26 protein-coding genes and 1 pseudogene are annotated in these 25,109 nt (G+C 69.7%); 12 read left to right on the top strand and 15 right to left on the bottom strand.

Annotated elements, in window-relative coordinates; genetic code table 11:
- The first annotated feature begins 82 nt into the window (after positions 1-82).
- Complete coding sequence (locus tag U5O44_RS12415; protein ID WP_322588781.1) at positions 83-313, top strand: CopG family transcriptional regulator; 231 nt, start codon at positions 83-85, stop codon at positions 311-313.
- Positions 314-322: 9 nt separating this feature from the next.
- A complete protein-coding gene (locus U5O44_RS12410; RefSeq protein ID WP_322588780.1) occupies positions 323-730 on the top strand; it encodes a type II toxin-antitoxin system VapC family toxin in 408 nt (135 codons plus the stop codon).
- Positions 731-754: 24 nt separating this feature from the next.
- Here U5O44_RS12410 and U5O44_RS12405 read toward each other — a convergent pair whose 3' ends face one another.
- From U5O44_RS12405 to U5O44_RS12380, 6 genes are all read right to left on the bottom strand, one after another.
- Positions 755-1,921 (bottom strand): CaiB/BaiF CoA transferase family protein, encoded by a 1,167-nt coding sequence (locus tag U5O44_RS12405; RefSeq protein WP_322588779.1) that lies wholly within the window; start codon positions 1,919-1,921, stop codon positions 755-757.
- A 74-nt stretch (positions 1,922-1,995) separates the two neighbouring features.
- On the bottom strand, positions 1,996-2,871 hold the full coding sequence (locus tag U5O44_RS12400) for a 2-keto-4-pentenoate hydratase (RefSeq protein ID WP_322588778.1): 876 nt from the start codon (positions 2,869-2,871) through the stop codon (positions 1,996-1,998).
- A 95-nt stretch (positions 2,872-2,966) separates the two neighbouring features.
- A complete protein-coding gene (gene rpe / locus U5O44_RS12395) occupies positions 2,967-3,653 on the bottom strand; it encodes a ribulose-phosphate 3-epimerase (protein ID WP_322588777.1) in 687 nt (228 codons plus the stop codon).
- A gap of 26 nt (positions 3,654-3,679) precedes the next feature.
- Entirely contained in the window at positions 3,680-4,444 is a 765-nt protein-coding gene (locus tag U5O44_RS12390; RefSeq protein WP_322588776.1) for an SDR family oxidoreductase, read from the bottom strand.
- The gene (locus tag U5O44_RS12385) at positions 4,441-4,851 is read right to left on the bottom strand and encodes a dihydroneopterin aldolase (RefSeq protein WP_322588775.1); all 411 of its coding nucleotides are present in this window, start codon (positions 4,849-4,851) and stop codon (positions 4,441-4,443) included. Before U5O44_RS12385 ends, U5O44_RS12390 begins: the two co-directional genes overlap by 4 nt.
- A 1-nt stretch (position 4,852) precedes the next feature.
- Positions 4,853-5,068 (bottom strand): heavy-metal-associated domain-containing protein, encoded by a 216-nt coding sequence (locus U5O44_RS12380; RefSeq protein ID WP_322588774.1) that lies wholly within the window; start codon positions 5,066-5,068, stop codon positions 4,853-4,855.
- Positions 5,069-5,186: 118 nt separating this feature from the next.
- On the opposite strand from U5O44_RS12380, the gene apaG reads away from it, so the two are divergent.
- Both apaG and U5O44_RS12370 read left to right on the top strand, forming a co-directional pair.
- Entirely contained in the window at positions 5,187-5,561 is a 375-nt protein-coding gene (apaG, locus tag U5O44_RS12375) for a Co2+/Mg2+ efflux protein ApaG (protein ID WP_322588773.1), read from the top strand.
- A complete protein-coding gene (locus tag U5O44_RS12370; RefSeq protein ID WP_322588772.1) occupies positions 5,558-7,543 on the top strand; it encodes a site-specific recombinase in 1,986 nt (661 codons plus the stop codon). Before apaG ends, U5O44_RS12370 begins: the two co-directional genes overlap by 4 nt.
- 12 nt (positions 7,544-7,555) lie before the next feature.
- Here the strand turns inward: U5O44_RS12370 and U5O44_RS12365 are convergent, their stop codons facing one another.
- Positions 7,556-7,702 (bottom strand): hypothetical protein, encoded by a 147-nt coding sequence (locus U5O44_RS12365; protein WP_322588771.1) that lies wholly within the window; start codon positions 7,700-7,702, stop codon positions 7,556-7,558.
- Here U5O44_RS12365 and mltA point away from each other — a divergent pair.
- Positions 7,701-9,005 carry a murein transglycosylase A gene (gene mltA, locus U5O44_RS12360; RefSeq protein ID WP_322588770.1) on the top strand — a complete coding sequence of 435 codons (1,305 nt, stop codon included), beginning with the start codon at positions 7,701-7,703 and terminating at the stop codon, positions 9,003-9,005. The genes U5O44_RS12365 and mltA overlap by 2 nt on opposite strands.
- A gap of 41 nt (positions 9,006-9,046) precedes the next feature.
- Here the strand turns inward: mltA and cynS are convergent, their stop codons facing one another.
- The 3 genes from cynS to U5O44_RS12345 form a co-directional block, all read right to left on the bottom strand.
- A complete protein-coding gene (gene cynS, locus U5O44_RS12355) occupies positions 9,047-9,490 on the bottom strand; it encodes a cyanase (RefSeq protein WP_322588769.1) in 444 nt (147 codons plus the stop codon).
- Between the two features lie 95 nt (positions 9,491-9,585).
- Positions 9,586-10,722, bottom strand: a complete 1,137-nt coding sequence (locus U5O44_RS12350; RefSeq protein ID WP_322588768.1) for a GGDEF domain-containing protein — start codon at positions 10,720-10,722, stop codon at positions 9,586-9,588.
- Positions 10,723-10,773: 51 nt separating this feature from the next.
- Positions 10,774-11,322: an Lrp/AsnC family transcriptional regulator gene (locus U5O44_RS12345; RefSeq protein WP_322588767.1), complete on the bottom strand. Its 549-nt coding sequence runs from the start codon at positions 11,320-11,322 to the stop codon at positions 10,774-10,776.
- 141 nt (positions 11,323-11,463) lie between these two features.
- Here U5O44_RS12345 and U5O44_RS12340 point away from each other — a divergent pair, with 141 nt between their 5' ends.
- Positions 11,464-15,000 (top strand): indolepyruvate ferredoxin oxidoreductase family protein, encoded by a 3,537-nt coding sequence (locus tag U5O44_RS12340; RefSeq protein WP_322588766.1) that lies wholly within the window; start codon positions 11,464-11,466, stop codon positions 14,998-15,000.
- A gap of 48 nt (positions 15,001-15,048) precedes the next feature.
- A pseudogene (locus U5O44_RS12335) lies at positions 15,049-15,279 on the top strand (helix-turn-helix domain-containing protein); the annotation flags it as partial.
- 28 nt (positions 15,280-15,307) lie between these two features.
- Here the strand turns inward: U5O44_RS12335 and U5O44_RS12330 are convergent.
- From U5O44_RS12330 to U5O44_RS12315, 4 genes are all read right to left on the bottom strand, one after another.
- On the bottom strand, positions 15,308-15,589 hold the full coding sequence (locus U5O44_RS12330; protein ID WP_322588765.1) for a helix-turn-helix domain-containing protein: 282 nt from the start codon (positions 15,587-15,589) through the stop codon (positions 15,308-15,310).
- Between the two features lie 96 nt (positions 15,590-15,685).
- Positions 15,686-16,105: a type II toxin-antitoxin system tRNA(fMet)-specific endonuclease VapC gene (vapC, locus tag U5O44_RS12325; protein WP_322588764.1), complete on the bottom strand. Its 420-nt coding sequence runs from the start codon at positions 16,103-16,105 to the stop codon at positions 15,686-15,688.
- Positions 16,102-16,350 (bottom strand): antitoxin, encoded by a 249-nt coding sequence (locus U5O44_RS12320; RefSeq protein ID WP_322588763.1) that lies wholly within the window; start codon positions 16,348-16,350, stop codon positions 16,102-16,104. The genes vapC and U5O44_RS12320 overlap by 4 nt, the downstream gene beginning before the upstream one ends.
- A 30-nt stretch (positions 16,351-16,380) precedes the next feature.
- Complete coding sequence (locus U5O44_RS12315) at positions 16,381-18,141, bottom strand: alkaline phosphatase D family protein (RefSeq protein ID WP_322588762.1); 1,761 nt, start codon at positions 18,139-18,141, stop codon at positions 16,381-16,383.
- Positions 18,142-18,314: 173 nt separating this feature from the next.
- Between U5O44_RS12315 and U5O44_RS12310 the strand changes: the two genes are divergently transcribed.
- Positions 18,315-19,136, top strand: coding sequence for a 4'-phosphopantetheinyl transferase family protein (locus U5O44_RS12310; protein ID WP_322588761.1), 822 nt, complete (start codon positions 18,315-18,317; stop codon positions 19,134-19,136).
- Between the two features lie 42 nt (positions 19,137-19,178).
- On the opposite strand, the gene U5O44_RS12305 is transcribed toward U5O44_RS12310, so the two are convergent.
- Positions 19,179-20,234, bottom strand: coding sequence for a TIR domain-containing protein (locus U5O44_RS12305; RefSeq protein WP_322588760.1), 1,056 nt, complete (start codon positions 20,232-20,234; stop codon positions 19,179-19,181).
- A gap of 69 nt (positions 20,235-20,303) precedes the next feature.
- Here U5O44_RS12305 and U5O44_RS12300 point away from each other — a divergent pair, with 69 nt between their 5' ends.
- The 4 genes from U5O44_RS12300 to U5O44_RS12285 all read left to right on the top strand — a co-directional run bounded on the left by U5O44_RS12300 (position 20,304) and on the right by U5O44_RS12285 (position 25,040).
- Positions 20,304-21,239: an IS5 family transposase gene (locus tag U5O44_RS12300; protein ID WP_322588759.1), complete on the top strand. Its 936-nt coding sequence runs from the start codon at positions 20,304-20,306 to the stop codon at positions 21,237-21,239.
- A 128-nt stretch (positions 21,240-21,367) separates the two neighbouring features.
- Positions 21,368-22,552 (top strand): imelysin family protein, encoded by a 1,185-nt coding sequence (locus U5O44_RS12295; protein WP_322588758.1) that lies wholly within the window; start codon positions 21,368-21,370, stop codon positions 22,550-22,552.
- A complete protein-coding gene (locus U5O44_RS12290) occupies positions 22,549-24,000 on the top strand; it encodes a di-heme oxidoreductase family protein (RefSeq protein WP_416222171.1) in 1,452 nt (483 codons plus the stop codon). Before U5O44_RS12295 ends, U5O44_RS12290 begins: the two co-directional genes overlap by 4 nt.
- Positions 24,000-25,040, top strand: a complete 1,041-nt coding sequence (locus U5O44_RS12285) for an imelysin family protein (RefSeq protein ID WP_322588757.1) — start codon at positions 24,000-24,002, stop codon at positions 25,038-25,040. The genes U5O44_RS12290 and U5O44_RS12285 overlap by 1 nt, the downstream gene beginning before the upstream one ends.
- Positions 25,041-25,109: the final 69 nt, after the last annotated feature.

Here is a 25,109-nt window from a genome sequence, read left to right as displayed (position 1 = left end):
TCGCGCGGGTACGACTTTCAGTCCACCGGGCCCCGATTACATATACTTCCACATATACGCAACAGAAGCCGGGAGTCCTGCAATGTCCCAAATCACGCTGTATCTGGACGATGCCACCCAAGCACTGGTGGAACAGGCGGCCAAGGCCAACGGGATGTCGAAAAGCCGTTGGGTGGCGGAGATCATCCGCAAGCACGCCGCCCACGAATGGCCCCAGGACTGCCTCGGACTGGCGGGGCGTTTTGCCGACTTCCCCTTGCGCGAAGACAGTTCAGCGCCACTGCCCGCCGATGCACCACGCCTGGGGTTTTGAAGGCCGTTCATGCTGATTCTGGACAGCAACACCATCAGCTACTACTTTCGGGGCGACCCGCAGGTGGTGCCGCGTCTGCAAGCCCTGCGCCCCGCCGATGTGGGCGTGCCGGCCATCGTCGAATACGAGTTGCGTTACGGACTCCTGCGATTGCCCCAGGAGGCGGCCACCCCACGCTTGGCCGCGTTGGCGCAACTGCTGCAACCCATGCAGCGCCTGGCCTTCGACAGCGAATGCGCCGCCCAAGCAGCCCGCATTCGCGCCGAACTCGAAGCAAGAGGCACGCCGATCGGCCCCCACGACATCCTGATCGCAGCCACCGCCCTGCGCCACCAGTCCACGCTGGTCACGCGCAATGTGCGCGAGTTTTCCCGCGTGCCAGGCTTGCAGTGGCTCAACTGGCACGACCCCGCGTGACGCCGAGGAACACCCCGGCGCGCCTCAACGCAACGTCACCGCCGGCCCCGTCAACCGCCGCATCCCCTCGCCCACCGTCACCGCCGCCCGCCCGAACAGCGCCTCATGCGCCCCCAGCACCGGCGTGACGCAGCAATCCGTCCCCGCGAACCGCTCGACCCACACCGCCAGCGGCCGACTGCCGATCAGCGCCCCCAGCTCGTCGATCAGCGCCCGCGCCGCCGCGCTGCCCGGCGCTTCGCCGAGGCTCCAGTGGCGCGCCGCCCAGTCCTCGCGCCCGACCACCGCACACACGCCCTGCCAGAACTTCAGCTCCAGCGCCCCGACCGCCAGCCAGCGGTCGTCGGCGCAGCGGTAGAGGTTGTAGCAAGGCACGCCGCCGTTGAGCAGCGACGCGCCCGGGGCGGGCGACACGCCGTCGGCCAGCGCGTCGGTGCCGAGGATCACCTGGTGCTGGCGCACCGCGTCGGTCATCGACACATCGACCCAGCGCCCCTGCCCCGTCCACTGCGCGCCGAGCACGGCGGCCAGCGTGCCGATGGCGGCGGTCTGCGCGCCGCCGAGCTGGTCGGCGATCTGCAGGTGGCTGAAGACCGGGCGGCCGTCGGGCGTGCGCGTCTGGTCGACCACGCCGGCCAGCGACAGGTAGTTCAGGTCATGGCCGGCGGCCAGCCGCAGCGGGCCGTCCTGCCCGTAGCCGCTGATGCTGGTCAGCACGATCGCCGGGTTGATCGCCCGCAGCGCCTCGTAACCCAGGCCGAGCCGGTCCATCACGCCGGGGCGGAAGCCTTCGACAACGGCATGGGCCTCGGCGACCAGCGCGCGCAGCGTGGCGAGCTGCTCCGGCTGCTTCAGGTCGAGCACCAGCCGGCGCTTGCCGTGGTTGACGACGCGGTAGAAATGCGAGACGCCGTCTTCGCCCGGCCCCATGTAGGCCGCGTCATCGCCCGGCAGACCGGGCCGGCCGGCCATCGGCGGCTCGACCTTGAGCACCTGCGCGCCCAGATCGGCCAGGTGCCGGCACGCCATCGGGCCGGGCAGCAGCCGCGACAGGTCCAGCACGCGCAGCGGCGCCAGCGGTCGCTGACGCTCGGCCGCGGGCGGGGCGTCGTGGGCGGTGATCGGGGTGGCGTCGGTCCAGGCGTCAGCCCATGACCGGGCGCCCTGCGGGGGGGTCTTCTCGGCAAGCATTCGGGGGTCTCCTGCGGATCGATGCCGATCCGATCCCGCATTCTGATCCCCGCGCCCGCGCCCACCTCAGCAGGTCAGCGGAACTGCATCTGCACCGCCGGGTTGCCCGGCAGGCCGTTGTAGCGCACCTGCACCGCCAGCCCCGGCTTCGGCGGCATCAGCTTCGAGAACGAGCCCAGGCTCAGCACATCGCCGACCTTGAGCTTCACGCCGTCCGCCTGCAGCGCCTGCGCCAGCCAGACCACGGCGTTGAGCGGGTGCTCCAGCACGTCCGAGCCGCGGCCACGGTCGAGTTCCGCGCCGTTGCCGGACACGACGACCTGCATGTCGCGCAGCGCCTGGCTGAACTCGGCCGTGCGCTGCACCGGGATCGGCGTGCCGACGACGCCGTAGCGTGCGCCGACGTTCACCGCGGTCAGCACGTGGCCGTTGATCTTGGCCGGCGTGTCCACCATCAGGTCGGGCAGCTCGATGAACGGGATCACCTGGTCGATCGACTGCAGCACGTCCTCGACGTTGCGGGCCTGGTTGATGCGCACGTTGCTGACGCGCACGAGCAGGTCGGCCTCGAACAGCGGGCGCGCCCCGAAGGCGGGGTTCACGATCGCGCCGTCCTTCAGCAGCATCGGCGCATACAGCGCGCCCCACACCGGCGCGGTCGCCTGGAAGCGCTTCTGCACGGCCGGGTTGGTCAGGCCGGCCTTGTAGCCAACCGGACGGCCGTGCGCGGCTTCCAGCGAGGCGTTGAACTTGGCGCGGGTGCAGGCCGCGTCGGCCGCGCTCAGGCCTTCCGGCGTGTCCACCTGGCGGCGCACCTGCAGCGACGCCATCAGCCGCGTCACATCGTTGTCGCTCAGGCAGGCCGCCTGCGCGAGCGAGCCACCCATCGTCATCCAGCCGGACAGAACGGCGAGGGCGGCGGCACGGCGCCAAGTGGATTGCTGAGGCATGTTGTTCACTCCGAATTTGAAAAATCCTCAGTGTCAGCCTCAACCTGACGCCAAGCTTGGCCGGGCCGGGTATCGGAAACGAGTCTTGCGCTGGATCAGCGCGCCAGTTCGGTGCGCATCGCGTCGACCACGCGGGCGTAGTCAGGCGTGTTGAAGATGGCGCTGCCCGCGACGAAGGTGTCGGCGCCCGCATCGGCCACGCGGCGGATGTTGTCGATCTTGATGCCGCCGTCCACTTCGAGGCGGATGTCGCGCCCGCTGGCGTCGATGATCTTGCGGGCCTTCTCGATCTTGCGCAGCGCGCTGTCGATGAAGCTCTGTCCGCCGAAGCCCGGGTTCACGCTCATGATGAGGATCAGGTCCACCCGGTCGATCACCCACTCCAGCACGTCCAGCGGCTCGGCCGGGTTGAACACCAGGCCCGCCTTCACGCCCTCGGCCTGGATGAGCTGCAGCGTGCGGTCGACGTGCGTCGAGGCATCCGGGTGGAAGCTCACGAGGTCGGCGCCCGCCTTGCAGAACGCCTGGGCCAGCGCGTCCACCGGCGACACCATCAGGTGCACGTCGATCGGCGCGGGCGTGCCGTCCGGCTTGACCGCGTGCTTCTTCAGCGCCTGGCAGACCATCGGGCCGAAGGTCAGGTTGGGCACGTAATGGTTGTCCATCACGTCGAAGTGGATCCAGTCGGCGCCGGCGGCGAGCACGTTCTTCACCTCGTCGCCCAGGCGGGCGAAGTCGGCGGACAGGATGGAGGGGGCGATGCGGTAGGTGGGGGTCGTCATGCCCCGGATTCTAGGGAACAGACGGGTTACAGGCTGCCCGGCGCGGCGGGTTCCCGCCACTGTTTGAGGTGCTGGCCAGCATCGACGAAGACCGTCTGCGCCGTGACGCGCCGCGCATCCAGCAGCCACGCCACCGCGTCCGCCACATCCTCGGGCGCCACGGCGCCTTGCAGCGGGGTGGCACGCGCGGCGGCGTCGAAGGCCGCCAGATCCGCGTCCGGCAGCGGCAGCGTCGGCCCCGGCGCCACCGCGTTGACCCGGAACGGCGCCAGCGACAGCGCCAGCCGCTTCATCGCGGCGTGCATCGCGCCCTTGGACAGGCAGTAGCTCAGGAACTGGTCGTGCAGGTTCTCGACGTTCTGGTCGAGCAGCAGCAGCGCCTGTCCACGCGGAAACCGCTGCGCCGCCGCCAGCATCAGCAGCACCGGCACCTCGTAGTGCAGGGCGTGGTGCATCCGGAAGCGCGCCAGCGTCACCGAGTCGCGGTCGTCGTTCTCGAAGGCGCTGGCGTTGTGGACCAGCGCGAAGTCGGCCTCGGCGGGCAGCGTCGCCAGCAGCGCCTCGAACGAGGCGAGCGCTGCGGGCGTGTCAGAGAAGTCGGCCTGCCAGACGCCCATCGGGCCGTGCGGCGGCGGGTTGAGCTGCAGGTCGAGCGCCTCGGCGCGGGCGGTGCCACGGAAGGCGTGCAGCAGCACGCGCCAGCCGCGGGCGGCCAGCGCCTCGGAGATCGCCCGGCCGACGCGCGAATGGCCGCCGGTGACGAGGGCGATGCGCAGCGGCCCCGCGCTCACGCCAGTGCCCGCGCGGTGGCGTCCACCTTCATCAGCAGGTCGCGGTCGACCGGCGTGAAGAAGCCGATGCTCTCGACGCCGTCGTAGCGCTCGGTCTTGCGGATGCGCACGTCCACTCGCTCGACATGCTCGCTGTCGAGCACACGGCGGCCGATCTTCAGCGCCAGCGACTCCTGCAGGATGTGGTGCCCCTCGGCCAGCGTGGTCGTGATGGCGTCCATCGCGGCCATGTAGTCGTAGGGCATGGTGTAGCGGTCGAGGTACAGGCCCGGGTTGAAGAACAGGTGCACGCGCAGATCGACGACCACGCCCTGTGTCACGCCATGCTCGTCCGGAGCGCAGCCGATCTGGGCGCGGGCCTGGTAGCCGTTGATCTCGAAGTACGGAGCGGTTGGGGAGGTAGACATGTCAGACCACCACCTCGAAGCCCGCGTCCTCGACGACGGCGGCGAGTTGGGCGGGCAAGACCTGCGCCTCGTCGTAGCGCACCTGCGCCTGACCGGGGGTGAGCGTGACGCTGACGGAGTCAACGCCGGGCAGCGCCTGCAGCACGGCGGTGACGCTGCGCACGCAGCCGCCGCAGGTCATGCCGGTGATGGGGAGGGTGAGGTCGGTCATGGTCATGGTCGTTGTCCGAGGTTGGGCCAGCTGTAACCAGTATAGGCAGCCGGTCTGCCGCCTGAAGGCCTGCGCGAAAAGTCCTGCAACACGCCAGTGGCAGCCCCACGACTATCATCCGCCCATGCCGCACCCCCAGTTCACCTGCACCGTCCTCCCCGCCTACCTCGCCGAGCATTCGGATGCATCGAAAGGGATCTACGCCTTCTCGTACACGATCACGGTGGTCAACACCGGCGACACCGTGGCGCAGCTCATCGGCCGCCACTGGGTCATCACCGATGTCGCCGGCCACACCGAGGAGGTGCGCGGCCTGGGCGTCGTCGGCCACCAGCCGGTGCTCAAGCCGGGCGAGCGCTTCGAATACACGAGCTGGACCCGGCTGGCCACGCCGCGCGGGCAGATGCGCGGCACATTCTTCTGCATGACCGAGGATGCGCAGCCCTTCGACGCCCCCGTCCCCGCCTTCGAGCTGTCACAGGCTCACGCGCTGCATTGACGGGCCTGCTGCAACGGCTGCGCAGGGGCTGGTCCGCCCGCCGGACGCCTGACACCGACCTGCGTGCACTGCTGGCGGCCGCCGACCCTGGCGCCGAACGCGCCGACCGCCACCTCTGGCTGATCACGCTGGTGGACAGGCTGCGCCAGCCCCATCCGGCCGAGCGGCTGTCGCAGTTCCTCACCCTGCTCGAAACCGAGCCCTCGCTCGCCCGGCGCTGCCGCGCGCTGCTGCACACGGTGTTCGCCACCGCCGACGCCGGCACGCTGCTGGCGGACTTCGGCTTCTCGCCGCGCTCGGGCTTCAGCGCCGAACTGACCGACCGGCTGCGCATGGTCACGCTGCCCGGCACGCCCGATACCGGCGACCTCGGCCAGCTCTTCCAGATGGTCTTCCATGCGCCTGGCGACGCGGACTGGCTCGGCGCCATCGACGCGCCCACGCTGGCCCGCCTGCAGCGGCTGCTGGTCGACGAGCCGGTGCGCGACCACTGGCACCGGGCGCTGATCGACTCGGTGCAGATGCTCGCCAGCCAGGTGCGCGCGGTCGGGCTGTCGGCGTCGATCCGGCCGCGCATCGACCCGACGCTGCTCGCCGACCGCCCCTTCCACCAGCTCGCCCAGGCCGCGGCCCGGCTCGCCGAGGCAGACGAAGCCGCAGACCTGACCGAGCGGCAACAGCAACTGAACTATCTGCGCGCCTTGCTGGACGCCTGCCGTCGCACCGCAGCCAGCGTGCGCGAACACCTCGACACCTGGGGCGTGTCGGTCGACGTGGTCTTCCAGATCGAGCAGCTGCATGAGCGCATCACCCGCATCGAGGCGCTGCTGAACTGCCTGGCTGCGCCCGAGCCGGCGCGCGAGTGGCAATGCCTGACGGTGGCCTTCGCCCGCAGCGTGCAGACGCGGCGCAGCCTCGGCGCGCTGTTCTCACACCACTACGCCATGCTCGCCCGCAAGGTCGCCGAGCGCAGCGCCGCCACCGGCGAGCACTACATCACCCGCACGCGGGACGAATACACCGACATGCTGCGCCGAGCCTGCGGCGGCGGACTGGTGATCGCTGGCACGACGTTCCTGAAGTTCGCCATCGGCGCCATGGCGCTGTCGGCGTTCTGGAGCGGCTTCTGGGCGGGTGCCAACTACGCGGCCAGCTTCGTGCTGGTGCACCTGCTGCACTGGACCGTGGCGACCAAGCAGCCGGCGATGACCGCCCCGGCGATGGCCGCCAAGCTGGAAGGCATCAGCGACAGCGACGCCGCGACCGAGGACTTCGTGGACGAGGTGACGCACCTGATGCGCACCCAGATCGCCGGCATCCTGGGCAATGTGCTGGTGGTGGCGCCGGTCGTGCTGCTGGCGCAGGTCGCCGCGTGGCACTGGCAGGGCGCGCCGCTGATCGAGGAGCACACCGCCCGCTATGTGCTGAAGAACCTGACGCTGCTCGGGCCGACGCTGCTGTTCGCGGCGTTCACGGGTGTGCTGCTGTTCCTGTCGAGCCTGATCGCGGGCTGGTGGGAGAACTGGTTCGTCTTCCACCGCCTGGACAGCGCCATCGCCCACAACCCGCGCATCGTGCGCTGGCTCGGCCGTGCGCGGGCGCAGCGCTGGTCGGCGTGGTGGCGCGCGAACATCTCGGGGCTGGCGGCCAACTGCTCGCTGGGGTTCATGCTCGGACTGGTGCCGACACTGGCCGCTTTCTTCGGGCTTCCCGTCGAGGTGCGCCACGTCACACTGTCGGCGGGTCAGGTCGCGGCCGCGCTGGGCACGCTGGGGGTCTCGGTGCTGTCGGATCCGGCCTTCTGGTGGTGCGTGGCGGCGGTGCCGCTGACCGGGGCGCTCAATGTGCTCGTGAGCTTCACGCTGGCCTTCCGGCTGGCGCTGCGCTCGCGGGGGCTGAAGGTGCGCGACCGCGGGCGGCTGTACGCGGCGCTGCGGCGGCGGGTGCGCCAGGCACCGGGCAGCTTTCTGCGCCCGGCCTGACGTCGGCAGGCGCTACAGTCGCCGGTCGTCCGGGGCGTCCTGCTTGTCCGGGGTGTCCTCGATGCGCTCGCCACCGCGGCGCCCCGAGAACATCGTCCACCAGACGATCCCCACCAACAGCAATCCGGCCCCCAGTGCTTCCAGAATGAGCAGCGTCATGTCCTTGTTCCTTTCGATCGGCGCCGACTGCGCGCACCGCGTGCGCCAGCGGGTCGGCGCCACCTTGGTGGCCGCGATTCTAGGCACGCTGGCCGGCTGCGGCAGCGGTCCGCGCCAGCCACCCGCGCCGCCGCTGGAAATCCCGCCGTCGGTGCAGACCCCGCCACCCGCCGCCGCCGATGCCGAGATCCGCACGACGCCCCGCGGGCGCTGGGTGCGCGGCGAATGGGCGGATCTGCCGGGCTGGGATGCCGACCAGACGCTGATGGCCTGGCCCGCGCTGCAGCGCAGCTGCGACAAGGCCCTCACCGCCGCCAACAGTGGCAACACCAGCGGCCGCGGTCTGGCAGCGGCCAGCATCGCCACCGGCACGGTCAGCTTCAGCCCCGTCGCCTTCGCCTCGGAGTGGAATGCGGTCTGCCGCGAGGTGCGCCGCCTCGGCCCCGGACCGAACGAGGCGCAGGTGCGCCAGCTGCTCCAGTCGCGGCTGCAGCCCTGGCGCGTGGAAAGCGCCGAGGGCAAGCCCGACGGCCTGCTCACTGGCTACTTCGAGCCGCTGCTGGAGGCCAGCCGCGTGCGCACCGAGCGCCACACCGTGCCGGTCCACGCCCTGCCCGCCGACCACGGCGTGCGCAAGCCCTGGTTCACCCGCGGCGAGATCGACACCCTGCCCGCGGCCCAGGCAGCGCTGAAGGGCCGCGAAATCGCCTGGCTGGCGGATCCGATGGACCTGCTGCTGGTGCAGATCCAGGGATCCGGGCGGCTGATCTACACCGAGCCGGGTGGTGTGCGGCGCACGGTGCGGCTGGCGTTCGCGGGGCACAACGACCAGCCTTATCAGTCGGTCGGCCGCTGGCTGGTGGAGCAAGGCGCGTTCACGCTGGACCAGGCAAGCTGGCCGGCGATCCGCCAGTGGACACGCCAGAACCCGCAGCGCATCAAGGAGATGCTGGCCGTCAACACGCGCTACGTCTTCTTCCGCGAGGAGCCGCTGGCCGACCCGGCGATCGGCGCGGTCGGCGCGCAGGGCGTGCCGCTGACCCCCGGCCGCTCGATCGCGGTGGACAAGGACAGCATCCCCTACGGCACCCCCGTCTGGATGGCCAGCACCGAGCCGCAGGTCTGGAGCGCCAACCCGCCCGCCCCGCGCCCGCTGCAGCGCCTCGTGGTGGCGCAGGACACGGGCAGCGCGATCATCGGCTCGGTGCGCGCCGACTACTTCTGGGGCTGGGGCGACGGGGTGGAGGACCGTGCCGGGCGCACCAAGCAGCCGCTGAAGCTGTGGGTGCTGTGGCCCAAGTGAGCGAAGCCGGGTGACAGACCGGCCCTCGACAGATCGACAGATCAATAGGTCTTGTACGGCAGGAACTTGCCCGACATCGTGATGCTGACCCGGTCACCCTTCGGGTCGGGTTCGCGCTGCAGGTCCATCTTGAAGTCGATCGCGCTCATGATGCCGTCGCCGAACTCCTCGTGGATCAGCTCCTTGAAGGTCATGCCGTAGACGCTCACCAGCTCGTGAAAGCGGTAGATCAGCGGATCGGTGGGCACCGAGGTCGGCAGTGAGCCCTTGTACGGCACGACCTGCAGCCAGCGCACCGCCTCCTCGGGCAGCGCGAACACCTCGCCGATCACCGCGGCCTGTTCCGCCGTGAAGGTCATCTGGCCGAGGCAGCCAGCGGTGACCCACTCCTTGCTCAGCCCGACCCGCTCGGCGACCTGCGCCCAGGTGATGCCCTGGCGGACCTTGGTTTCGATGATCAGTTCGGTGACGTCGTGGCGGTTCATGGGGTCTCCTGGCGTGGTCGCACCGGAACGGTGCGCCTATGCCTCCCCATGCGAGAACCGCACCAGCCCGAGCGCTGCCCGAGCGCCGCCCGCGTTCAGCTCGCCTCGGTCCGGTTGCGTCCAGCGTCCTTGGCCCGGTACATGGCCTGGTCAGCCCGCTCGATCGCGCTGTCGATGTCACCCTGGCCCAGGCAGCCGGTCACCCCCGCCGAGAAGGTGAGCTGCAGCCCCGGCGCCACTTCGTCGAACGGCGCCGCGCGCAGCCGATCGCGCAGCCGCTGCAGACACTGCTGCGCCGCCTCGATCGAGGTGTCCGGCAACATCAGCAGGAACTCCTCGCCGCCCCAGCGCGCCATCACGTCGCCGCCGCGCAGCTCGGATTCGACCCGGTGCGCGAAGCCGCGCAGCACCTGGTCGCCGCCGGCATGGCCGTGGGCGTCGTTGATGCGCTTGAAGTGGTCGAGGTCGATCAGCGCGACCGCCAGCGGCTGCTTCTTGCGGGCATGGCGGGCGGTTTCGGTGGCGAGCTGGTCGAGGATGGCGCGGCGGTTGGGCAGGCCGGTCAGCTCGTCGCGCGTGGCGAGTTCGCTGATGCGGGACAGGGCCTGCTGCAATTCGGTGCGCTGCCGCTGGTGCTGCTCGCGCAGCTGCGTCACCCGCATCGCCAGCAACGCCACACCGGCCACCACCACCGTGGTGTAAGCCATGTTCAGCGCCTCGACCTCGGCCGGAAACCGGAACGCATCCGACAGGGTCAGCCAGCGCGAAGCCGCACCGAGCAACAGCAAGGCCGCCGCCGCCAGCCCCAGCGCCTCGCGCGGACCGAGCCGGAACATCGCGAACACGACCACCAGCACCAGCAAGCCCAGCGCCGCGCCGCGTGTCGGCCCGGTGACCAGATAGACCCACACGGCCCCGAACAGGCCGGTGACCGACTGCGCCAGCGTCAGCGATGGCTCGATGCCGAAGCGCCGGTGCAGCACCAGATTCAGCCCGCTGCGCATCAGCCCCACGAACCCGAGTCCACACGCCAGAGCCGCCAGCCCCAGCGGCCATGCCGCGCGCGTGCCGATCAACTCCAGGCGCCATTGCCAGAACAGCACCAGCGCCAGCACGGCATAGGCGCCCAGCGCGATCAGGCTCTGGCTGACGCGCCAGCGCTGCGGCCCTGCGGGGCCGAGCAGCCGGTCAGCCGCGGAAATGAAAAGACGGTGCACGGAACAGTGGGGCATCGGTGTGGATCGTGGCCGATCTTCCCCGATTCCGTGCAATTTTCCCACCCCTCAGGCCCGCCCGCCTGAATGCGTGAGGTGCCCGAGCGGCCAGGCTGCGCCCGCTTTCACTTCGCCCAGCGAGAAGCTGGTGTGCATGTCCTTGACGTTGGGCACCTTGAACAGCGTGTCGCGGGCCCAGCGCGAGTAGGCGTCGAGGTCGGTGGTGACCACCTGCAGCTCGAAGGTGCCGGTGCCGCTGATGTAGTGGCAGGACACGACCTCGGGCATCGCGCGCAGGCCGTCCTCCAGCGCGCGCGTGGCCTCGGCGTTGTTGCGCTCGGCGTCCACGCGCACGAAGGCGAGCACGCCCAGGCCGATGCGGCGGCGGTCGATCTCGGCGCGGTAGCCGGTGATGTAGCCCTCGTCTTCGAGCCACTTCACGCGCCGCCAGGTGGGTGCCGCCGACAGCCCGATGCGGCTGGCCAGCTCGGCGTTCGACAGCCGCGCATCGCGCTGCAGTTCGGCCAGGATGGCGATGTCGTAGCGGTCGAGTCCGCCTTCGGTGGAATTGCGGGTTTTCCCTAAATCAGGCGATTCTGGCAACGTTGTTTCGCTCATGAGGCTCTCTGGTATCGATGCTTGCTTTTGGCAGTGTATTCAGGGCATGAAAAGAAAACACCTGTCGGGCGTGGATGCCTACACTTTCCGGCATCGGCCACCCCCTCCACCCCGCCCGGTGGCCCGCGCTGGAGTCCTGCCATGAACGCCCCCCTGCCCGATGCCGTCCGCCGTTCGCTCGATGCGGTCACGCTGGACGACAAGTACACGCTCGACCACGGCCGCGCCTTCATGAGCGGCGTGCAGGCGCTGGTCCGGCTGCCGATGCTGCAGCAGGCGCGCGACAAGACGGCCGGCCTGGACACCGCCGGCTTCATCAGCGGCTACCGCGGCTCGCCACTCGGCACGTATGACCAGTCGCTCTGGGCCGCCAAGAAACACCTCGCTGCGCAGAACATCGTCTTCCAGCCCGGCGTGAACGAGGAACTCGCCGCCACCGCGGTCTGGGGCACGCAGCAGCTCGACCTGTTCCCGCAGACGAAAAAGCACGACGGCGTGTTCGGTCTCTGGTACGGCAAGGGGCCGGGCGTGGACCGCTGCAGCGACGTCTTCAAGCACGCCAACATGGCCGGCACCGCGCGCCATGGCGGCGTGCTCGCCATCGCCGGCGATGACCACATCAGCAAGAGCAGCACCGCCGCGCACCAGAGCGACCACATCTTCAAGGCCTGCGGCATGCCGGTGTTCTTCCCGAGCACGGTGCAGGAGATCCTCGACATGGGGCTGCACGCGCTGGCGATGAGCCGCTACGCGGGGGTCTGGGCGGGGATGAAGACGATCCAGGAGGTGGTGGAGTCGTCGTCCTCGGTCAGCATTGACCCGGACCGCGTGAACATCCTGCTGCCCGAGGATTTCCAGATGCCGCCCGGCGGCCTGCACATCCGCTGGCCGGACGCGCCGCTGGAGCAGGAGGCGCGGCTGATGGACCACAAGTGGTACGCCGCGCTCGCCTACGTGCGCGCCAACCGGCTGAACTACAACGTCGTCGCGACGCCGAACGACCGCTTCGGCCTGATCGCCAGCGGCAAGGCCTACAACGACATGCGCCAGGCGCTGATCGACCTCGGGCTGGACGACGACACCTGCCGCGCGCTCGGCATCCGCGTCCACAAGGTCAACGTGGTCTGGCCGCTGGAGGCGACGATCACGCGCGACTTCGCGCAGGGGCTGCAGGAGATCCTTGTCGTCGAGGAGAAGCGCCAGGTCATCGAGTACCAGGTCAAGGAGGAGCTGTACAACTGGCGCAGCGACGTGCGGCCGAACGTGCTCGGCAAGTTCGACGAACCGGACGGCGACCAGACCGGCGGCGAGTGGTCGATGCCGAACCCGAGCCAGAACTGGCTGCTGCGCGCCAAGGCCGACCTGACACCCGCGATCATCGCCAAGGCCATCGTCAAGCGGCTGAAGCGGCTGGGCGTGCCGGCCGAGATCGCCGCGCGCATGGACCAGCGGCTCGACGTGATCGCCGCGAAGGAGCGGGCGCTGGCGGCGCCGGTCGCGGTGGTCGGCGACCGCACGCCGTGGTTCTGCTCAGGCTGTCCGCACAACACCAGCACCCGCGTGCCCGAAGGCTCTCGCGCGCTGGCCGGCATCGGCTGCCACTACATGGCGACCTGGATGGACCGCAGCACCGTCACCTTCAGCCAGATGGGCGGCGAGGGCGTGGCCTGGGTCGGGCAGGCGCCGTTCACCACCGACGCACACGTCTTCGCCAACCTCGGCGACGGCACCTATTTCCACAGCGGCCTGCTCGCCATCCGGCAGAGCATCGCCTCGGGCGTCAACATCACCTACAAGCTGCTCTACAACGACGCCGTGGCGATGACCGGCGGGCAGCGGGTCGGCGAGCGGCCGGAGGGGCACTCGGTCTTGCAGATCATGCAGAGCCTCCTCGCCGAGGGCGTGACGAAGCTGGTCATCGTCACCGACGAGCCGGCGAAGTACGCGGGGGTCGCGCTGTCGCCGGGCGTGACGGTGCACCACCGCGATGAACTTGACGCGGTGCAGCGGCAGTTCCGCGAACTGAAGGGCACGACAGCGATCATCTACGACCAGACCTGCGCGACCGAGAAGCGCCGCCGCAGGAAGCGCGGCACGATGGCTGACCCCGAGAAGCGGGTTGTCATCAACGAGCTGGTCTGCGAGGGCTGCGGCGACTGCTCGGTGCAGAGCAACTGCCTGAGCGTCGAGCCGGTCGAGACCGAGTTCGGCCGCAAGCGGCGCATCAACCAGAACTCGTGCAACAAGGATTTTTCCTGCGTGAAGGGCTTCTGCCCGAGCTTCGTCACCGTCGAGGGCGGGCAGCTCAGGAAGCCGAAGAAGGAGCAGCGCGGTGACCTGAATGCCCTGCCGCCGCTGCCGGAGCCGGTGCTGCCGGTGGCGGAGAGCGCCTGGGGCATCGTCGTCGCGGGCGTCGGCGGCACGGGCGTGATCACCATCGGGCAGGTGCTCGGCATGGCCGCGCACCTCGAAGGCAAAGGTGTGGTCACGCAGGACGCGGGCGGCCTCGCGCAGAAAGGCGGCGCGACCTGGAGCCACATCCAGATCGCCAACCGCCCGGACGCGATCCACACCACCAAGGTGGACATCGCCCGCGCCGACCTGGTGATCGCCTGCGACCCGATCGTCGGCGCGAACAAGGCCACGCTGGCAACGACGCAGGCCGGGCGCACGTTTGTCGCGCTGAACCACCACGGCGCGCCGACGGCGGGGTTTGTCCACAACCCGGACTGGCAGTTCCCGGCCGGAAACTGCGACACGGCGCTGACGGCGGCGGTCGGTGCGGACGGGCTGGGCGCCTTCGACGCGGAGCAGGCAGCCACGCAACTGCTCGGCGACTCGATCTACACCAACCCGCTGCTGATGGGCTTCGCGTGGCAGAAGGGCCGCATCCCGCTGAGCCGGGCGGCGATCCTGAAGGCGATGGAACTGAACGGCGTGCAGGTGGCGAACAACCAGGCGGCGTTCGAATGGGGCCGCCGCTGCGCGCACGACTTGAACAGCGTGCGCAGCCTGTTCGCGGCGCAGCAGGTGATCCAGATCGTCAAGCGCCCGTCGCTCGACGAGGTGATCGCCAAGCGGGCCGAGTTCCTCGTCGGCTACCAGAACGCGGCGTATGCGGACGAGTACCGCGCGTTTGTCGCCAAGGTGCGCGCGGCGGAGGCGCCGCTGTCGAGCACGAAGCTGACCGAGGCGGTGGCGCGCGGGCTGTTCAAGCTGATGGCCTACAAGGACGAGTACGAAGTCGCCCGGCTGCACAGCGACCCGGCGTTTGCGGCGCAGATCGGCGCGATGTTCGAGGGCGAGTTCAAGCTCGTCCACCACCTGGCGCCGCCGCTGCTCGGCAAGACTGATGCGCAAGGGAACGCGGTCAAGCAGGCGTTCGGGCCGTGGATGCACCGGGCGATGCCGTGGCTGGCGAAGCTGAAGGGGCTGCGCGGCACGGCGTTCGATCCGTTCGGCCGGACCGAGGAGCGGCGCACCGAGCGGGCGCTGATCGGCGAGTACCGGGCAGCGATCGAGGAGGTGCTGGGGCGGCTGTCGGCGGAGCGGCTGGGGGCGGCGGTGGAGATTGCGCGGTTGCCGGAGGAGATTCGGGGGTATGGGCGGGTGAAGGCGGGGAATCTCGCCAAGGTGCGGGGGAAGTGGGCGGGGTTGATGGCGGCTTGGCGGGGGTGACCCTTCGCTTGAGCCATGCTGCATAGCAGCCAGCCAACCCAGGGAGCACCTTCCATGACCGAACTGACGACGCAGGAAGCGGCCGATATCCTCAACGTCTCACGGCACTTTCTGGTGGGATTGCTGGAAAAGGGTGACATCCCGTTCCACAAGGTCGGCACGCACCGCCGGGTGCGCTATCAGGATGTGATGGCCTACAAGACGCACCTCGATGCGCAGAGGCATCAGGCGCTGGACGAACTGGCAGCGCAGGCGCAGGAACTCGGGATGGGGTACTGATCGGTGGGTTCGCGCCTCACCTCCACCATCAAACGCCAGCCGTCACCTTCAACTCGATGCGCAGCCCCGCCGCCGTCGCCATGTTCACCAGCGCGTCCAGCGCGAACAGGTTGATCTTGCCGCGCATCAGGTCCGAGATGCGCGGCTGTGTCACGCCGAGCGGGCGGGCGGCATCGGCCTGACTCATCGCGGCGCGGGAGAGGTGATCCTTCAGCGCCAGCATCAGGGCCGAGCGCAGCTTCATGTTCTCCGCTTCCTCGGGGGTGTCTTCGATGGCGTCCCAGACGCTGGTGAAAGAGGGGTCGCTCATGGGGTTTGCTCCTGCAACAGGTCGATGAACACTGATCGTGGCCGAACTCCGCCCGCAGCCGCTCGTACAGCGATCGGGCATCCATCCAGCGCGTCGCTACGCCCAGTTCTCCAGCCGCAGCCCCGGCACCCGCTCGAACTCCCGCGTGTTGTTCGTCACCAGCGTGCAACCCAGTGCCAACGCATGCGCCGCAATCAGCATGTCCAGCGCACCGATCGGCCGCCCCTGCCGCTCCAGCTCGCTGCGCAGCGGGCCGTAGCAGCGCATGGCCTCCGCGTCGAACGGCAGGATGTCCAGCGGTGCGAGAAACTTGTCCATCGCCGCCTGGTTGCGGGCCGAACCACTCTTGGCGACCCCGAAGGCCAGCTCCGCCCCGGTGATCGAGGAAATGGCGATCTCGCCGATCTGCCGACCGACGAAGTGGTCGAAGACATGCGGCGGGCGCCGGTTGATGATGTGGACGCAGATGTTGGTGTCGAGCAGGTAGCGCGGCATCACCTGCGCCGTGGTGCTCATGGCAGCAGGTCTTCCCGGCTCGCCTGCTCGGGCTGCTCGCGCTGCAGCGCGAATCCAGGTTCAAACTCGTCCAGCGCCTCGCGCATCAGCGCCCACGGGGCCTCGGCCGGCAGCAGCAGCACGCCGTTGCCGAACCGACGTGCGATCACCTCGGTGCCCTCGAAGCGCAGGGACTTGGGCAACCGGACGGCCTGACTGCGGCCGGACATGAAGAGCTTGGCGGTGCTGGCAGTGGGCTGGGTCATGACCAATGGTAGATCTCACCCGGAACGCCGTCAAACCGCCACCAGCCTCCGATTCCCCACTCCCGGCAGCACACGCAGCGCCTGGTCCGACACCGTCGTGTACGTCCGCGACGCGACCGTGCTGACGTACACCCAGTCCGCGCGGCACTCGACCGGCGTGGCCGTCACCACAAGGTAGCCGCGGCGCGCCGTGTCGGCGTAGACCAGCGGCCCGATCAGCTCGGTCAGGCCGGCGGCGAGCGCCGCCGGGTTCTCGTTCGGCAGCACGGTCTCGAAGCCGGGCGAGGTCACCGAGCTGGTCGCGAACTCGACGCCGACCGCGTTGCCGCTGGCGTCCTGCAGGTCGCTGGCCCAGGCGTTGTGCGTGTCGCCGGCCAGCACGACGAGGTTCTTGTTCAGCGCCCGCGCAGTGCCGAGCAGCGTCTCGCGCGCCACCGGGTAGCCGTCCCACGCATCCAGGTTGTACGGCACGCTCGGCTGCGCGAGGATGACCTGTTCGGGCGCGGTGAGCGTGGCGGGCGCGGTGCGGGCCTTGTGGACGATCGCCGCGTAGGCCGAGACGCTGACGCCCGAGCCCGGCACCAGCGCGTCCAGCAGGATCGGCGCCGGGATGTCCATGCGGCCCATCAGCACCTGCTGGCCCAGCACCTGCCACGTCGCGGTCGAGGCGCTCATCTGCGTCTGCAGCCAGCCCGACTGCACCGTGCCGAGCACCTGCCGCGCCGGGTCGCTCATCGCCGAGGTGAACGCGGCGGCGTTCAGGCCGGTGGCGGTGAGGTAGTTGGCGTAGTCGAGCTGCTGGTCGCGGGCGAGCACGCGGGTGTCGAGCATGTGCAGCGCGACCAGGTCACCGAAGGCGAAGCTGCGGTAGATCGACAGCCGGTCCGCGCCGGTGCGCACCGGCAGCCACTCGTGCCACGCCTGCACGGCGGCGGCGCGGCGGTCGGCGAAGGCGCCTTCGGTGGTCGCGGTGTGGTTGTCCGCGCCATTGCGCCAGGCGTCGTTGGCGACTTCGTGGTCGTCCCACACGGCGATCATCGGCACGGCGGCGTGCAGGGCCTGCAGGTCGGCGTCGGTGCGGACCTGGGCGTAGCGCTGGCGGTAGTCGGCCAGCGTCAGCAGCTCGGTGGCCGGCAGGACCAGGCGGCCGAGCGCGGTGGCCTGCTCGTTGGCGTAGCCGTCGCGGCCGTATTCGTAGAGGTAGTCGCCGAGGTGCAGCGCCGCGTCGAGGTCGTCGCGCTGCGCGGCGGCGGCGTAGACGTTGAAGTAGCCGGCCGCGTAATGCGCGCAGGAGAACACCGCCAGCCGCACCTGGCTGACCGCGCCGACCGGCAGCGTGCGGGCGCGGCCGACGGGCGAGACCTGCGTGCCGACCTTGAAGCGGTACCAGTGGCGGGTCGCGGGCTGCAGGCCGGTGGCGTCGACCTTGACGGTCCAGTCGCGGCTGGCGTCGGTGGTGGTCGTACCGCTGGCGACGATGGTGGTGAACGCGGCGCTGGTGGCCACCTCCCAGGCGACGGTGACGGCCGCGGTCTCGGCGGTCGTCAGACGGGTCCAGAGGATCACGCGGTCGGACAACGGATCGCCGCTGGCGACGCCGTGGGCATAGGCGACGGTCGGGGCAGCGACGGCGACCGCGGGGGCCGCTTCGTCACTGCCGCCGCCACAGCCGCTCAGACCGAGTGTGCCCAGCGCCAGCCCGCCGAAGGCCAGGTCGCGCACAAAGGCCCGTCGGCCGGCAACGGGGGGGCTGACATCGGACGCTTCATCGGAACAAGGGGAATGGCTCATGGGGTGTCCTGTGGAGGAAGGGGCGGAGATTGCCAGAACCCTACGCGCACAGCGTGATCAGGGCGTGACAAGGCGCACAGGTGGTGACCAGACCCCAGACGGGGTTACGCTACAGCCCACGTCACCGGAGTGCCCAGGTGAGGCGGGTTGCACAGGAGAGAACGACATTGGTGATGCAGCAAGGACTGGGAGATCGCCAGGTGCAGGTCCACTTGCTGGCGGTGCCGCCCGAGGAAGATGCGGCGACATCCGCCCGCTGGGCGCTGGACACCGCCGAGCGGGAACGGCTGGCGCGGCTGCGCCGACCCGCTGACCAGTGGCTCTACCTCTGTGCCCACACCCTGCTGCGCCGCGTGCTGAGCGACTGTGCGCCGGTCTCGCCGCCTGACTGGCGCTTCGAGACGGGGCATGCCGGCAAGCCGGCGCTGTGCCGTCACCACCATCCGGGGCTGCAGTCCCTGCGCTTCAACCTGTCGCACTGCCCCGGCCTGGTCGCTGTCGTGGTGGCCCGTGGACGGGAAGTCGGCGTGGACGTGGAACATGTCGACGGACTGCACGACCCCGCCGGACTGGCGACCATGGTCCTGACGCCGGACGAGTGGCGCCTGTGGGACCAGACCGAGCCGAGCGACCTGGTGCGCCGACACTTCCTGCTGGAGCGCTGGACGCTGAAGGAAGCGGCCCTGAAGGCCATGGGGTTCGGATTGGGCCGCATCGAGCCCAGTCGCTTCGGTCTGATGCCGGAAACGGGATCGGCGTGGCGGGTGCTGCCCTTCGAAGGTCATCCGCAGCCGCACGTGCATTGGTGGGTCTGCACCGAGCCGGTGGACAGGCCCCACCGACTGGCCATCGCCGGCGAGCGCTTGCAGGGCGAGCAGCTCCCGGCCCTGCTGGTCAAGCACTGGACCGTCGACCACCTCCACCCCAGCCGCTGCACGCCCTGCCCGTCCAGCGCCAGCGTGTCCTCGCTGGCCGGAAACCGCCAGGTGGCGTGAGGCCCAGGCGGCGGGAGCGGGGAGGAAGACTGCGCGGGCAGGTCAGGACTGGAGCCGCTCGATGGCGGCATCCAAGCTTGCTGCGCCACGGGGCATCAGCACGTCGGCGATCCACCCAAGGATGGTGTCTGCCTTCTTCTGGATGTCATCCATGGCCCAGAGCCGCAAACGGGTCTGATCGCCGACCTGGGCCATCTTCACCTTGGCCAACTGGACCTCCAGCCTTTCATGTTCACCTTGCCAGTACAGGGTGCAATCGAGTCGGTCACAAGGATCTGTAATGTTGACTTCGTCCAGTGGAATGGCGATGACCTTGCCATGGAACCGCGCCCGGTCGCCCAGCACCTGGGCGTGCAAATGGACCAGCTCCTGCATGCAATAGATCGACTTCAGGTACTTGGAACTCAACACGACGATGACCCGGTCAGCGCGGGCGATCTCCCGCTCGAACTCCGAGATCCAGTGTCCGGGGCGCAGCTCGCGCTTGTCACGGCGCAGCACGTAGCCTCGGTCGGCCAGTCGGCCTTCGAGGGCATCGACCAGCCGTTCACTCTCGCCGCCCCAGGCATAGGACACATAGACCGGCCGTGGCTCGCTCAACGCCAGTGGCTGCGGTCCTGGCTGCAATGCCGCAAACGGCTCAGCAGGCTCCACCTCACGGCCCGCAGGCGCCTCGTCACGCCAGACCACCTCCGGCTTCGCGCCGATGTTGATTCGCTCGATCGACGCCACCAAGCTACGCGCCAGCGCCGCCGCGTTCGCCCCGGTCGTCTCCACCGAAATCCACCCTCCGCCCTGCCCGCTCGGGTCTGGCAATTCACTGTGGATGCGCACAACGCCTGCTGCCTTCTGGTCGTAGAAACACACGCCGTAGCGCCAGTAAACCGCTTGCACGCCGGCCTGTGAACCGATGCCGCACAGCAGCGCCCGCAGCACGCCTTCGTGCAGAAAGGCGTAATTCAGCTTCACTTCGGCCTTGGCTTCGGCGCCTTGCCAGAGGCTGGCGATCTGCCCCGCCACCGCGTCTTCCAGCGGCAGCAGCGCCGGGGCGACATACGTGTCCTCGGCGATCTTGAAACACGTCTGGCACTTTTCCATCATCGACAGGGCTTTGTTGCACAACCCACCCCGCCGGCCGATGGTCGAGCGGTGAGGTAGGCTGACAGGATGAGCAAGCCAGCCAAGCAGAAGTACGTGACGAAGAACTGGGCGCCGTACACGAAGGCGCTGAGGGCGCGGGGCTCGCTGACGATGTGGCTGGACCGGGACATGGCGTGGCAGGCTGCGCCGGTCAGCGGCAAGCCGGGGCGACCGGCGATGTACAGCGACGCGGCGGTGCAGTGCTGCCTGACGATGAAGGTGCTGTTCGGACTGGCACTGCGCCAGACGCAGGGGTTCGTGCAGAGCGTGCTGGGGCTGTCGGGGCTGGACTGGCAGGCGCCGGACTACAGCACGATGAGCCGGCGCGAGAAGCGGCTGACGGTGGAGATCACGGCCAGGCCGAGCCGGGGCGGGCTGCACCTGCTGGTGGACTCGACGGGGATCAAGATGCTGGGCGAGGGCGAGTGGAAGACCAAGAAGCACGGGGCGGAGTACCGCAGGCAGTGGCGCAAGGTTCACCTGGGGATCGACGCCCAGACGCTGGAGATCCGGGCGATCGAGGTGACGGACAACAGCGTGGGGGATGCGCCGATGCTGCCGGAGCTGCTCAGCCAGATTCCGGACGAGGAGGCGGTGCTGTCGGTGAGCGGGGATGGGGCGTATGACACGCAGGACTGCCACGACGCGATCGCCGAGCGGGGAGCCGAGGCGGTCATACCGACGCGCAAGAACGCCCAGCCGTGGAAGGCCAAGCGGCCGGGGGCGGCGGCGCGCAACGAGATACTGCGGGCGACGAACCGGCTGGGCCGGGGGATCTGGAAGAAGTGGAGCGGCTATCACCGGCGCTCGCTGGTGGAGACGAAGATGCGCTGCTTCAAGCTGCTGGGCGAGCGGGTGGCGGCGCGCACCTTCGAGCGCCAGGTGGTGGAGTTGCAGGTGCGGGCTGCGGTGCTCAACCGCTTCACCCACCTGGGCACCCCGGTGACGCAGGCTGTGGCGTAACTCCGTCTGGGGTCAGGGGGAACTCGGCTTCGGCGGAGTTGTGCAACAAAGCCTATGAATGCTAATCATTATCAGTTAAGATTGGTGCACTCGCCAACATTTGTCTGTGTCAGAGCCAAGAGCCGCCCATGAACCAACGCCGTCACCTTCTTCAAACCGCCGCTGGCTGCGTGGCCTCGGCGCTGGCAGCCCCCTGGCCGCTGGCGGCCTTGGCCCAGGCCGGCGGTGTCAGCCCAGACGCCGTCTTGCGCCAGTACGGTGCCCTGGTTCACGCCGCCTATGGGGACAGCCTGGCCGGCGGGCAAACGCTGCAAACGGCGGTGCAAGCCTTCGTGGCCGCACCGGCTGCCGACACCCTGGCCGCCGCGCGCCGCGCCTGGCTTGCGGCACGCGATGCCTACGGCCAGACCGAAGCCTTCCGTTTCTACGGCGGCCCGATCGATGACGACAAGGGCCCCGAAGGCCGCCTCAATTCCTGGCCGCTGGACGAGGCCTACATCGACGCTGTGCAGGGCAAGCCCAATGCCGGCCTCGTCAACGACCCCCGCATCGTCATCAGCAAGGCCAACCTGGCGCGGCTGAACGAGAAGGGCGGCGAAGAGAACATCGCCGCCGGCTGGCACGCCATCGAGTTCTTGTTGTGGGGGCAGGACCAGAGCGAAACCGGCCCCGGCGCGCGCAGTTTTGAAGACTTTGTCGATGGCAAGGCACCCAACGCAGCGCGCCGCCGGCAGTACCTGGCGGTGGTGAGCGAACTGCTGGTGGATGACTTGCGCTACCTGGTGGTGGCCTGGGCGCCCGGCGCGCGCAACTACCGGGCGCGGTTCGAGGCCGGCGGCCTGGAATCGCTGCGCAAGATGATCGTCGGGCTGGGCTCGCTGTCGCGCGGCGAACTGGCCGGTGAGCGCATGGAGGTGGCGCTGAACACGCAGGACCAGGAAGACGAACATTCCTGCTTCTCGGACAACACGCACCGCGACATCGTGGCCAATGCGCTGGGCATCGAAAACGTGTGGCTGGGCCGCCTGAAACGCGTGGACGGCAGCGAACTGCAAGGCCCGTCGCTGCGCGACCTGGTGGCAGCGCGAGACGCGACGCTGGCCGCGCGCGCCACCCAGCAGATGGCCGCTTCGGTGGCCGCTGCACGCGCCATCCAGGCGCCGTTTGATCGCGAGATCATCGGCGGCAAGGACGCCCCCGGCCGCCAGCGCATGCAGAAAACCATCGACAGTCTGGTGCAGCAAAGCAAAGACCTGGTGGACGCGGCAGCGGCCATCGGCATCACGCGGCTGTCGCTGGTGAATCCCAAGTGAACGCGCGGCGCGCCCTGCCAGCGCTGGCCGCAGCCTTGGCGGGCGTGGGCCTGCTGGTGGCCGCCGCCTCGCACGCCGATGGCGGCACTGCAGATAGTGCCGACGTGCGCACCGGTGGCGACACCACCGTGTGGGCCGATGGCCGCAACGCCTTCAGCTTCCCGCTGGCCACCTTGTCGGACGAAGAGCGTGCCCGCTTTGCGGTGGGCAATTCCTTCTTCCGCCGCAACTGGGTGGAAGCACCTGCATCGACCAAGGCGCGTGATGGCCTGGGCCCGCATTTCATCGCCCGCAGCTGTGGCGGCTGCCACGTACAGGACGGGCGCGGCGCGCCGCCTGAGCTGTTCAAGCGCATCGGCCCAGCCGGGCAGGAGCAGCCGGTGGCGCTGCTGATGCGCCTGTCGGTGCCCGGCACGCCTGAAGCCCATGCCGGTGTGGTGCCCGAGCCGACCTACGGCGACCAGTTCAACAATAGCGCCATTCCGGGCGTGAAGCCCGAGGGCCAGGTCACCATTCGCCAGGTGCCCATCCGAGGCCGGTTTGCCGATGGCACGCCGTATGTGTTGCGCAAGCCGCTGTACGGCTTCAAGGACTTGGGCTACGGGCCGATGCGCGCCGATGTGATGGCCAGCCCACGCATCGCGCCGCAGCTGGCCGGCGTGGGCTTGCTGGAGGCGATTGCCGAGCGCGACATCCTGGCCAACGCCGCCGAGCAGGCCGCAGCGCAGGGCCCCATCAAGGGCCAGCCCAACCGGGTATGGGATGCGTTTGCAGGCGAAGCGCGGGTGGGGCGCTTTGGCTGGAAGGCCAACGTGGCCAGCCTGGCGCACCAAACGGCCGGCGCCTTCTTGGGCGACATCGGCATCACGTCGAGCAAGCACCCGCAGCAAGCCTGCACCGGCGCCCAGGCCGACTGCCGCACGGCGGTGCCTGGCGGCCACGACGGTGCGCCCGAGATCGACGACCGCACGCTGGGCGACGTGGTGTTCTACCAGGCCACCCTGGCGCCCGCTGCCCGGCGCCGGGCGGACGACCCACAGGTGCAGCGCGGGCAGGTGCTGTTCCAGCAGGCGCAATGTGCCGCCTGCCACCGGCCCAGCTACACCACCGGCGAGCCGCCGTTCCCGGCGCTGGCGTCGCCCAAGGTGGTGGGGCAGCGCATCTGGCCGTACACCGACCTGCTGCTGCACGACCTGGGCGAAGCCCTGGCCGATGGCCGGCCCGACTTTGCGGCCAGCGGCCGCCAGTGGAAGACGCCGCCGCTGTGGGGTGTCGGCCTGATCCGCGGTGTCAATGGCCACCAGCGCCTGCTGCACGACGGCCGTGCCGATGGCGTGTTGGAAGCCATCCTGTGGCACGGTGGCGAGGCCGAGGCCAGCCGCCAGCAGGTGTTGAAGTTCAGCCGCCGCGACCGCGACGCCTTGGTCAAGTTTGTGGAGTCACTGTGATGCAACGTCGCGTTGTACTCGTCGGCATGGCGGCCCACGCGGCGGCCATGCCCGCCTGGGCGCAGTCGAACTGGCGCCAGGTTGCGGTGCCGCTGTATGGCCCGCAAGATTTCGTCAAGGGCTTCCTGCAAGGCCACGCGCTGCCCCGCGCCCGCGCGTGGCAGGCCGCTTGTACAGCGCTGGTGCGGGTGCTGGATGGTGGCACCGGCTCGGTTGAAGAAGCCCGCACAGCGTGGAAAACCGCAACCCTGGCCTGGGCGGCACTGTCTTCTGTCGCGACCGGGCCCCTGGTGACTCGCCGCAGCGCCCGCCGGGTGGACTTTCAGCCCGTGCGCACCCCGCTGGTGTTGCGCGCGATCGACGGCGCACCGTCTGGCGAAGCGGCGATGGACCGCGTCGGCAGCGCGGCCAAGGGCCTGGGTGCGCTGGAGTGGCTGCTGTGGGCACCGGCCGCACCCCGCAACGACGCAGCCCGCGCCTTTGCCACCGAAGCAGCGCGAGACCTGCAACGTGAAGCCAATGCCGTGGCCGAGGCCTTTGCGGCAGGGGCCGAACGCGAGATGGACGATGAAGCCGTGGTGGCGGCCTTCGGAGAAATCCTGAACCAATGGATCGGCGGGCTGGAACAACTGCGCCTGCAGCGCCTGGTGCGGCCGGTGGAGGAGGCCCGCGCGCGGGGCGCCAAGGCGCCGCTTGCGCTGCGGCCCTGGGCTGGCATCGATGCCGAAGAACGTGCGGCGCGTTGGCAGGCGCTGCAGGCAGCGGCCGTTTTCGCGGGCCAGGCGGCGCCACCGCGTAGCCAGGGGCAGCTGGTGCCCATCGAGACCTACTTGCGCGGCCGTGGCCGCAACACGCTGGCTGACCAATTGAACGCGGCCATGGGCCAGGCCGGCCGTGGCGTGCGCGGCGCTGCCGACAACCGGCCCGCGACCATGGCGCGCGCGGCGCAGCAGCTTGGCCAGGCCAAGCACCTGGCCGAGGCGGAGGTGGCGCCTGCGCTGGAGGTGCGAGTGGGCTTCTCGGATGCCGACGGCGACTGACGCTTCCGCTGCGGGCGCGGGCATCACCCGTCGGGCCTGCCTTCACGCCGTGGCCGCGCTGCTGGCGGC

It is taken from the genome of Sphaerotilus sp. (assembly GCF_034519685.1).
Lineage (GTDB): Bacteria > Pseudomonadota > Gammaproteobacteria > Burkholderiales > Burkholderiaceae_C > Sphaerotilus.
Note: the sequence above shows the minus strand (reverse complement) of the source record. Positions and strands in the feature narration are given on the sequence as shown.

Coding starts and splice junctions, on each gene's coding strand:
- U5O44_RS12285 (WP_322588757.1), top strand. CDS start 24,000: ATGCAACGTCGCGTTGTACTCGTCGGCATGGCGGCCCACGCGGCGGCC.
- U5O44_RS12380 (WP_322588774.1), bottom strand. CDS start 5,068: ATGACCATGACCGACCTCACCCTCCCCATCACCGGCATGACCTGCGGC.
- U5O44_RS12295 (WP_322588758.1), top strand. CDS start 21,368: ATGAACCAACGCCGTCACCTTCTTCAAACCGCCGCTGGCTGCGTGGCC.
- U5O44_RS12340 (WP_322588766.1), top strand. CDS start 11,464: ATGAACGCCCCCCTGCCCGATGCCGTCCGCCGTTCGCTCGATGCGGTC.
- rpe (WP_322588777.1), bottom strand. CDS start 3,653: ATGACGACCCCCACCTACCGCATCGCCCCCTCCATCCTGTCCGCCGAC.
- U5O44_RS12320 (WP_322588763.1), bottom strand. CDS start 16,350: ATGACCCAGCCCACTGCCAGCACCGCCAAGCTCTTCATGTCCGGCCGC.
- U5O44_RS12330 (WP_322588765.1), bottom strand. CDS start 15,589: ATGAGCGACCCCTCTTTCACCAGCGTCTGGGACGCCATCGAAGACACC.
- cynS (WP_322588769.1), bottom strand. CDS start 9,490: ATGAACCGCCACGACGTCACCGAACTGATCATCGAAACCAAGGTCCGC.
- U5O44_RS12305 (WP_322588760.1), bottom strand. CDS start 20,234: ATGGAAAAGTGCCAGACGTGTTTCAAGATCGCCGAGGACACGTATGTC.
- U5O44_RS12350 (WP_322588768.1), bottom strand. CDS start 10,722: ATGCCCCACTGTTCCGTGCACCGTCTTTTCATTTCCGCGGCTGACCGG.
- U5O44_RS12400 (WP_322588778.1), bottom strand. CDS start 2,871: ATGCCTCAGCAATCCACTTGGCGCCGTGCCGCCGCCCTCGCCGTTCTG.
- U5O44_RS12415 (WP_322588781.1), top strand. CDS start 83: ATGTCCCAAATCACGCTGTATCTGGACGATGCCACCCAAGCACTGGTG.
- U5O44_RS12405 (WP_322588779.1), bottom strand. CDS start 1,921: ATGCTTGCCGAGAAGACCCCCCCGCAGGGCGCCCGGTCATGGGCTGAC.
- U5O44_RS12410 (WP_322588780.1), top strand. CDS start 323: ATGCTGATTCTGGACAGCAACACCATCAGCTACTACTTTCGGGGCGAC.
- U5O44_RS12345 (WP_322588767.1), bottom strand. CDS start 11,322: ATGAGCGAAACAACGTTGCCAGAATCGCCTGATTTAGGGAAAACCCGC.
- U5O44_RS12310 (WP_322588761.1), top strand. CDS start 18,315: ATGCAGCAAGGACTGGGAGATCGCCAGGTGCAGGTCCACTTGCTGGCG.
- U5O44_RS12315 (WP_322588762.1), bottom strand. CDS start 18,141: ATGAGCCATTCCCCTTGTTCCGATGAAGCGTCCGATGTCAGCCCCCCC.
- U5O44_RS12385 (WP_322588775.1), bottom strand. CDS start 4,851: ATGTCTACCTCCCCAACCGCTCCGTACTTCGAGATCAACGGCTACCAG.
- U5O44_RS12300 (WP_322588759.1), top strand. CDS start 20,304: ATGAGCAAGCCAGCCAAGCAGAAGTACGTGACGAAGAACTGGGCGCCG.
- apaG (WP_322588773.1), top strand. CDS start 5,187: ATGCCGCACCCCCAGTTCACCTGCACCGTCCTCCCCGCCTACCTCGCC.
- mltA (WP_322588770.1), top strand. CDS start 7,701: ATGTCCTTGTTCCTTTCGATCGGCGCCGACTGCGCGCACCGCGTGCGC.
- U5O44_RS12365 (WP_322588771.1), bottom strand. CDS start 7,702: ATGACGCTGCTCATTCTGGAAGCACTGGGGGCCGGATTGCTGTTGGTG.
- vapC (WP_322588764.1), bottom strand. CDS start 16,105: ATGAGCACCACGGCGCAGGTGATGCCGCGCTACCTGCTCGACACCAAC.